The organism is Lentiprolixibacter sp. (assembly GCF_982873095.1).
This window is the reverse complement of record NZ_CEYNTP010000134.1, coordinates 1-7,617: the sequence shown is the minus strand read 5'-3', so window position 1 is coordinate 7,617 and position 7,617 is coordinate 1. Positions and strand designations below refer to the sequence as shown.

The 7,617-nt window shown below is 47.1% G+C and carries 8 protein-coding genes; 4 read left to right on the top strand and 4 right to left on the bottom strand.

Going from position 1 to position 7,617, the window contains the following annotated elements:
- The first annotated feature begins 20 nt into the window (after window positions 1-20).
- Complete coding sequence (locus AC4E7D_RS09025) at window positions 21-179, top strand: TrmH family RNA methyltransferase (RefSeq protein ID WP_490173474.1); 159 nt, start codon at window positions 21-23, stop codon at window positions 177-179.
- Window positions 180-182: 3 nt separating this feature from the next.
- Here AC4E7D_RS09025 and porT read toward each other — a convergent pair whose 3' ends face one another.
- Both porT and ubiE read right to left on the bottom strand, forming a co-directional pair.
- On the bottom strand, window positions 183-878 hold the full coding sequence (gene porT, locus AC4E7D_RS09020; protein ID WP_490173473.1) for a type IX secretion/gliding motility protein PorT/SprT: 696 nt from the start codon (window positions 876-878) through the stop codon (window positions 183-185).
- Between the two features lie 57 nt (window positions 879-935).
- Complete coding sequence (gene ubiE / locus AC4E7D_RS09015) at window positions 936-1,664, bottom strand: bifunctional demethylmenaquinone methyltransferase/2-methoxy-6-polyprenyl-1,4-benzoquinol methylase UbiE (RefSeq protein ID WP_490173472.1); 729 nt, start codon at window positions 1,662-1,664, stop codon at window positions 936-938.
- A gap of 229 nt (window positions 1,665-1,893) precedes the next feature.
- Here ubiE and trkA point away from each other — a divergent pair, with 229 nt between their 5' ends.
- Both trkA and AC4E7D_RS09005 read left to right on the top strand, forming a co-directional pair.
- A complete protein-coding gene (gene trkA, locus AC4E7D_RS09010) occupies window positions 1,894-3,243 on the top strand; it encodes a Trk system potassium transporter TrkA (RefSeq protein WP_490173471.1) in 1,350 nt (449 codons plus the stop codon).
- Complete coding sequence (locus AC4E7D_RS09005) at window positions 3,243-4,733, top strand: TrkH family potassium uptake protein (protein WP_490173470.1); 1,491 nt, start codon at window positions 3,243-3,245, stop codon at window positions 4,731-4,733. The genes trkA and AC4E7D_RS09005 overlap by 1 nt, the downstream gene beginning before the upstream one ends.
- A gap of 16 nt (window positions 4,734-4,749) precedes the next feature.
- On the opposite strand, the gene AC4E7D_RS09000 is transcribed toward AC4E7D_RS09005, so the two are convergent.
- Both AC4E7D_RS09000 and AC4E7D_RS08995 read right to left on the bottom strand, forming a co-directional pair.
- A complete protein-coding gene (locus AC4E7D_RS09000) occupies window positions 4,750-5,937 on the bottom strand; it encodes a pyridoxal phosphate-dependent aminotransferase (protein ID WP_490173469.1) in 1,188 nt (395 codons plus the stop codon).
- A 15-nt stretch (window positions 5,938-5,952) separates the two neighbouring features.
- On the bottom strand, window positions 5,953-7,056 hold the full coding sequence (locus AC4E7D_RS08995; protein WP_490173468.1) for a fatty acid desaturase family protein: 1,104 nt from the start codon (window positions 7,054-7,056) through the stop codon (window positions 5,953-5,955).
- Between the two features lie 119 nt (window positions 7,057-7,175).
- Here AC4E7D_RS08995 and rsmG point away from each other — a divergent pair.
- Window positions 7,176-7,617, top strand: a 442-nt coding sequence (gene rsmG / locus AC4E7D_RS08990; RefSeq protein WP_490173467.1) for a 16S rRNA (guanine(527)-N(7))-methyltransferase RsmG, incomplete at its 3' end; no start/stop codon positions are given.

The window sequence follows — 7,617 nt, the reverse complement described above, 5'->3', positions numbered from 1 at the left end:
CTAAACTCCCGCAATCCGGGATCCTGGTGATGGGTAATGAGGCCCATGGAATTTCAGAAGAGTTAGGTCGTAGTATCCAGAAAAAAATAACAATTCCACAATTCGGAACCCCTTCGGCGGAAAGCCTTAATGTGGCCATGGCAACGGCCATACTTCTCAATGAGATCAGGAAGCCCTGAGGGCTATTCAAAGGTGAAATTGATAAATATCCCCCTTGTTTTCAGGCTGTTCAGATTGCTTGTCCAGGGGCTGCTGGGGTCATTATCCGGTACGAGTTCGTCACTCAGGGCGAACACGCCCCGTATGGAAGGGGCGAATTTGAAGTATTCGGTATAAAAGTCAATACCAAAACCCAGTTCATAGTGAAAGACGCTCTTTTTCATCCTGAAAGTGCCGCTGCTGTTGTCATCCAGGCTATCTTCGTTACTCCCCAGGTTGAGTTGGGTCCCCACACCGCCAATGATAAAGGGCTTCCAGTTACCCAGTCTTTTGGTGCTGACCTTGAGTAATAAGGGAAAATTGATATAGGTGGATTTTACTTCCCGTAGGGCAGCTACCGGATCTGTAAATCCGGGAAAGCCGAGGGTGCGCTGCGTGTAAAACAAACCGGGTTCAAAACGCAGGTCCAGAAAATTATTAATCCGCATTTCCCCGATAAGCCCCACGTTAAAGCCCAGGGATTTGTCGACGAGAATATCCCCAATGTCGTTCTTGTAGTCAAATTTGAAATCGTACTGGTTAAACCCCAGATAGTACCCCCAGTTGAGAAAGGCCTGATCTTCACTTTGTAGATTCAGGATGGGCTTTTCATTGAACTGTGTCCATCCCACTGAACAGGTGAACAAGAAAACAGCAAGGAGACAATATGGTGATTTCATCCGGTTGTTACGATTAGCTTCCCAATTCAGCCGCTTTTATTACTTTATCGTTGCCTGCTACTTGGTAGCGATATAAATTGACGCCACCCCAAAGGTCTGAGGCCTGCATTCAATACCTATAAACCCTATTTCCTTTAAAATATTGTTGAAGGCTTCTCCATAGGGAAAGGCCGCTGCTGATTCTGATAGATAGCGATAGGCGGATCTGTCCCTGGAGAATACTTTCCCAATTGCCGGAAGCAGGTAACGGGTATACAACTGGTACCCCTGTTTAAAAGGGAATCGGGTGGGGACAGAGGTTTCCAGGACCACAAAGGTACCCCCTGGTCTCAATACGCGATAGATCTCCTTGAGTCCGGTTTGTAAATTCTCAAAATTCCGGACCCCAAAGGCTACTGTTGCCGCGTCAAAGGAGGCATCGTCAAATTGCAGCTGTTCACTGTCACCGATTACCATATCTATGGTTTGGTCGAGTTTTCGTGCTTTTACCTTTTGTTTTCCTATTTCGAGCATTCCGGGAGAGATATCCAGCCCCACGATGTGATCAGCCCCGGTCTTTTTGAGCGCAATGGCGAGATCGCCCGTCCCGGTAGCAATATCCAGGATACGCTTGGGTTTCCGGGCGGCGAGGATGGCTACAACCCGCTTCCTCCACCGGATGTCTGTACCAAAGGAAATCACGCGGTTAAGGCGGTCATAGTCGCCGGAAATGTTGTCGAACATCCGGGTAACCTGCTTTTTCTTCCCTTCTTTAGAATCCTTGTACGGCCTAACCTTTTCTGCCATCTCAAATATTTCGCGCAAAGATAGGAATGTAATTGTCAACAACCCTGTCCCGGATATGATAAATAATCACCCAACCGTGATATTCGACAATGCCCTCCACGGTGAAAAGAAATTTGTGTAATTTTGCCGGGTATAACTTTCATATGATGAGCTGTAAAAGCTTTTCCCCCACTGGCTTTATCCAATCCGAAATTGCAGTTAGGGGACCATACAACAAGGAATTTATTAGATGAAGATCATTATTGCCGGGGCAGGTGAGGTAGGCTTTCATTTGGCAAAACTCTTATCATACGAGTCGCAAGACATTACCCTGATCGATACGGATAAGGAAAGTCTGATCTATGCAGATAGCCACCTGGATATCCGGGTGCTTAAGGGAGATGCCACCTCCGTATCTGTCCTGAAAGAGGCCCGGGTGGAGACTTCGGACCTGGTTATTGGAGTAACCTCCTCCCAGACGACAAACATTACACTTTGTATGCTGGCCAAACAACTGGGAAGCCAGCGTACCATTGCCCGTATCTCCAATACCGAGTTTATTGATAACAGAGAGCTTATCAAGTTCCCCGAATTGGGAATTGACGAGTTAATATCACCTGAAGAACTGGCGGCTTCTGAAATCCAGTTACTGCTTAACCAGGCGGCGTTTAATGACACTTATGAGTTTGAAAATGGCGCTTTGATCATGGTGGGTGTTTTTCTTCCGGATTCCGCACCTTTTGTGGGCAAGACCGTAAAACAGGCTGCTGAAATCTTTTCAGAGCTCCATTTTATGCCTATTGTTCTGCAACGCAGCGGCACCCAATATACGCTGATCCCCAGAGGAGACACCCGTTTTGACAAAGGGGACCAGGTGTATTTCATTACGGACAAAACCGGGGTGGAAGAACTCTACAAACTTACGGGAAAGAAGAAAGAAGAGATCAAGAATGTCATGATCCTCGGGGGGAGCAAGGTGGGCTTCAAAGCTGCACGTGACCTTTGCAGTAAGCGTTTCAACGTAAAACTCATAGAACAGAATAAGGAAAAGGCGTTTGACCTGGCTGAGGACTTACCCAATGCGTTGGTGATCAATGGTGATGGACGAAACGTGGAATTACTGGAAGAAGAAAGCCTGGAATCCATGGATGCCTTTATTGCCGTTACGGGTAATTCCGAAACCAATATCATGTCCTGTCTGGTGGCGCGTTCTAAAAACATCAAGAAAACCATCGCCCTGGTGGAAAACATGGACTATTTCCAGTTGTCGCAGTCGATAGGCATAGATACATTGATCAACAAAAAACTGCTGGCGGCCAATAACATTTTCCGCTACGTGCGACGTGGCGAGGTAGTGGCCCTGACGCGACTGAACAACCTGAATGCAGAAATCCTGGAGTTTGAAGTGCGGCCTACCTCCCAGGTAAATGGTAAGATGATCAAACAACTGAACTTCCCGGGCAGTGCTACCATCGGCGGGATAATTCGCGGAGGGGATGGCTTGATAGCTCTGGGGGATTTCCAGATACTGGAAGGCGACCGGGTGGTCGTTTGCTGCCTGCCCGAAGCGATCAGTAAGATTGAAAAGATGTTTTATTGATGCACTTGAATCTAAGAATCATCACCCACCTCATGGGCTTGCTGCTCCTGTTCAATGGGGCTTTTATGCTATTGGCAGCGCTGGTGAGCGGATTATACCATGACGGGGTCACCCAGGAGATTACGTTATCGGCAATACTGACCTTGCTGATCGGGATCCTGGCGATGTTTTTCACCAGAGGGCACGACAAAGAAGTAAAACGTAAGGAAGGATATCTCATTGTTACCCTGGGCTGGCTTGTCATGTCGGTTTCAGGGATCCTGCCCTATTACCTGTCTGGCGCAATTCCCAGCATCACGGACGCCTTTTTTGAAACTATATCCGGATATACCACTACGGGGGCGTCGATCTTAAATGATATTGAACGCCTGCCCCGGGGCATCATTTTCTGGAGGAGCCTTACCCACTGGATCGGTGGTATGGGTATTATTGTATTGGCGGTTGCGATCCTCCCCCTTTTGGGGATAGGAGGCATGCAGTTGTTTGCTGCAGAGGCGCCGGGCCCCAATGCAGATAAATTGCATCCCAGGATCACCGATACGGCCAAAAGGTTATGGCTGATCTATGTAGGGTATACGGCTGCCGAGACCATCCTGCTGCAATTGGCAGGGATGTCATTTTTTGACGCGATCAACCATGCCATGGCGACACTTTCAACCGGAGGTTTTTCCACAAAAAATGCCAGCCTGGCGTTCTGGAATGACCAGCCCCTGATACAGTATATCATCATCCTCTTTATGTTCCTTGCGGGCAGCAACTTCGTTCTGAGCTACTTTGCCTTTAAAGGAAAAGTGCAAAGGGTACTGAAAGACGAGGAGTTTAAATACTACAGCATCTTTATTCTTCTGTTTGTTGTATTAGCGGCGGTAGTCGTATACACCCGGGCAAATGTGGAGCAGGGAGAGATGTTCCCCATGATATTGGGGGAGGGGGAGAGCGCTTTCCGGCATGCCCTGTTCCAGGTGGTCGCTGTCGTAACCACTACGGGTTTTGTAACAGCTGATTTTACTTCCTGGACCCCATTTCTCACCGTTTTCTTTTTTGGCCTGATGTTTTCCGGCGGTTCAGCCGGGAGTACGGCTGGCGGGATCAAGGTGATGCGGCATATCCTGATCATTAAAAACGGACTTCTTGAATTCAAACGTACCCTGCATCCCAATGCCATCATACCCGTACGCTTCAACCGCAAGACGGTAACTGAACATATCGTTTATAACATCATTGCCTTTTTTGTCTTGTACATGCTACTCTTTCTTGTAGGGGCAGGGGTTTTAGGCTTGTTGGGGCTCGATTTTGTCTCTGCAATTGGAGGGGCAGCTTCTTCCCTCGGGAACGTAGGCCCGGCTTTCGGATCCTTAAATCCACTTAGCAATTTCAGTGGGTTGCCCGTGCTTGGAAAATGGTGGTGTGCTTTCCTGATGTTGGCAGGTCGACTGGAACTATTTACCGTGCTGATTCTGTTCACCCCTTATTTCTGGAAGCGGACCTAAACACAGCAATCAAACATTACGATAAAGCTGCTTTGATACGCGCTGCGGCTTCGACCAATTCGGACTCGGAAGCGGCGTAGGATATTCGAATACAGTTTGGGCTGCCAAAAGCCTCCCCGGTTACTGTAGCCACGTTAGCCTCTTCTAACAGATACATAGCGAAATCTGTGGCGTTGTTGATCTCTTTGTCTCCAAAAGTTTTTCCGAAAAAGGCTGATATGTCCGGGAAGACGTAAAAAGCACCCTCCGGCACATTGAGTTTGAATCCCTGAATTTCGCTGAGTAACTTCAACAAGAGGTCCCGTCTCTTGTGGAACTCGTCTATCATGTATCGGATCTTACTTACCGGGGCTTCAAGTGCGGCTATGGTAGACCGCTGCCCGATGGCATTGGCGCCACTGGTGATTTGTCCCTGGAATTTTGTGCAGGCTTTGGCCAGCCACTCGGGCCCGCCGATATATCCGATACGCCATCCCGTCATGGCAAAGGCCTTAGAAACCCCGTTTACGGTAATGGTCCTTTCATACATCCCGGGTACGGAGGCAATACTCGCGTGCTTGCCGCGGAAATTGATATGTTCGTAGATTTCATCGGATACGACGTAGATATCCGGGTATTTTTTCAGCACTTCTGCCAGGCCATGTAATTCCTCTTCATTGTAGACTGAGCCACTTGGGTTACAGGGCGAACTAAACCAAAGCATTTTTGTTTTTGGGCTTATCGCTGCCTGCAGTTGTTTTGGGGTCATCTTGAAGTCTGTTTCAATACCCGTTGGAACTTCAACCGGTACCCCTTCTGCCAGTTTTACGATGTCCCGGTAGCTCACCCAGTATGGTGCTGGCAGGATTACTTCATCTCCTTTATTGAGCATTACCATAGCCACATTGGCAAGGGATTGTTTTGCACCTGTAGACACCACAATTTGGTTGGGATGGTAGGTGAGCTTGTTGTCGCGCTTAAATTTTCTGGAGATGGCTTCCTTAAGATCACCATACCCGTCAACCGGGGTGTAGCTGCTGTAATTTTCGTCAATCGCTTTTTTAGCAGCTTCCTTGATAAAATCCGGGATATTAAAATCCGGTTCCCCCAGGCTCAATCCGATAATGTCTTTTCCTTCTTTTCTCAGTTCCCTCGCTTTTGCAGCCATGGCAAGTGTGGCCGAGGTAGACATGTTGTTGATTCTATCGGAAAGGTGGCTATTCATGGGACGGAGAATTTTTTATTGGTACTGTAAAGCCGGGTTCTTACCCAGTTCCTTCAAATGTCTGAAGTGCGAAATTATGGCTTTTCTGGTTGTCTTGTATTCATTATATGGCAAATTGAACTCTTTTGCCGTCTGTTTCACAATTTTAGAGATTTTTGTGTAATGAATATGGCTGATATTCGGAAATATATGGTGTTCCACCTGGTGATTGAGTCCGCCAGTAAACCAGTTCACCAATCGATTTCCGGTACCGAAGTTTACGGTTGTGAACAATTGATGTACGGCCCAGCTGTTCTTCATTTTTCCATCCTCCTCTGGTAAAGGGGTTTCCGCTTCATCCACCACATGTGCCAGCTGGAAAACCACACTGAGGATCAGGCCTGCAACATAGTGCATCACAAAGAAGCCTATTAATATTTTCCACCAGGCGATATCTAGGAACAACATGGGCACCACTAACCAAATAGTGACGTAAATCAACTTGGTAATCACCAGTACACTCCAGTTAATTACAGGATTAGGAAATTTACCGTAGGACAGCTTTCGTCTCGTATAACGGTACATCTGCATAAAATCTGTAGTTAGGGCCCAGTTAAAGGTGAGCAAACCATATAAAAATATGGAGTAGTAATGTTGAAATTTATGGAACCTGTGCCATTTGGCGTGTTTGCTAAACCTGAGAATCCTCCCGGCATCCAAATCTTCATCGTGGTCCTGAATGTTGGTATAGGTATGGTGCAGCACGTTGTGCTGAACCTGCCAGTTGTAGACATTGCCCGCCAGAATGTAAATGCTTCCCCCCATTAGTTTATTAACCCATTTTTTACTGGAATAGGAGCCATGGTTGCCATCGTGCATCACGTTCATACCCACCCCAGCCATGCCAACACCCATCACCATGGTCAGCAGCAGGTTTGCCCAATTGGGCAGGTTGAGGCTAAGGATGAGGAAATAGGGGCTCAGGAACAATCCGAACATCACTACAGCTTTAAGGTGCAGTTTCCAATTTCCGGTTTTTTTAAGCTGATTTTCTTTGAAGTAGGTATTTACTCTGTTGTTAAGTGTCCGGAAGAAATTCATAGAGTCTTTCCGGGAAAACTTTACTGAAGTATGTGACATGAAAGGCAAATTTTTTGGTAAATATACTATATACGATTCAATAGCTGATATGACTTGCGGAATCCCTTCTGCTGATTGATACGGAAAGTAGTAATTTTGGTAAAAACACAAAGGTAAGCATGTCCGTCAGTATAATTCTTAAATATTTTCCTAAAGTATCGGCATTGCAAAAGGAACAATTCCAACGAATGCAGGCGCTTTATCAGGACTGGAACCTAAAGATCAATGTGGTCTCCAGAAAAGATATTGACGAGCTTTACCTGCGTCATGTGTTGCATTCCCTGGGCATTGCCAAGGTAGTCCAATTCAGGGATGGAGCGGAGGTTTTGGATGTGGGGACAGGTGGTGGATTTCCGGGCATCCCCCTTGCCATTCTGTTTCCGGGGGCCCAATTTACCCTTGTGGATTCTATTGGGAAAAAGATCAAAGTGGTGGATGAGGTGGTCAGCGGATTAGGTTTGACCAATGTCAGGACCCGTAACAGCAGGGTTGAAGATATTGAAGGTAAGTTCGACTTTATCGTGAGCCGTGCTGTGGCGGCCATGCCTACATTTGTGCACT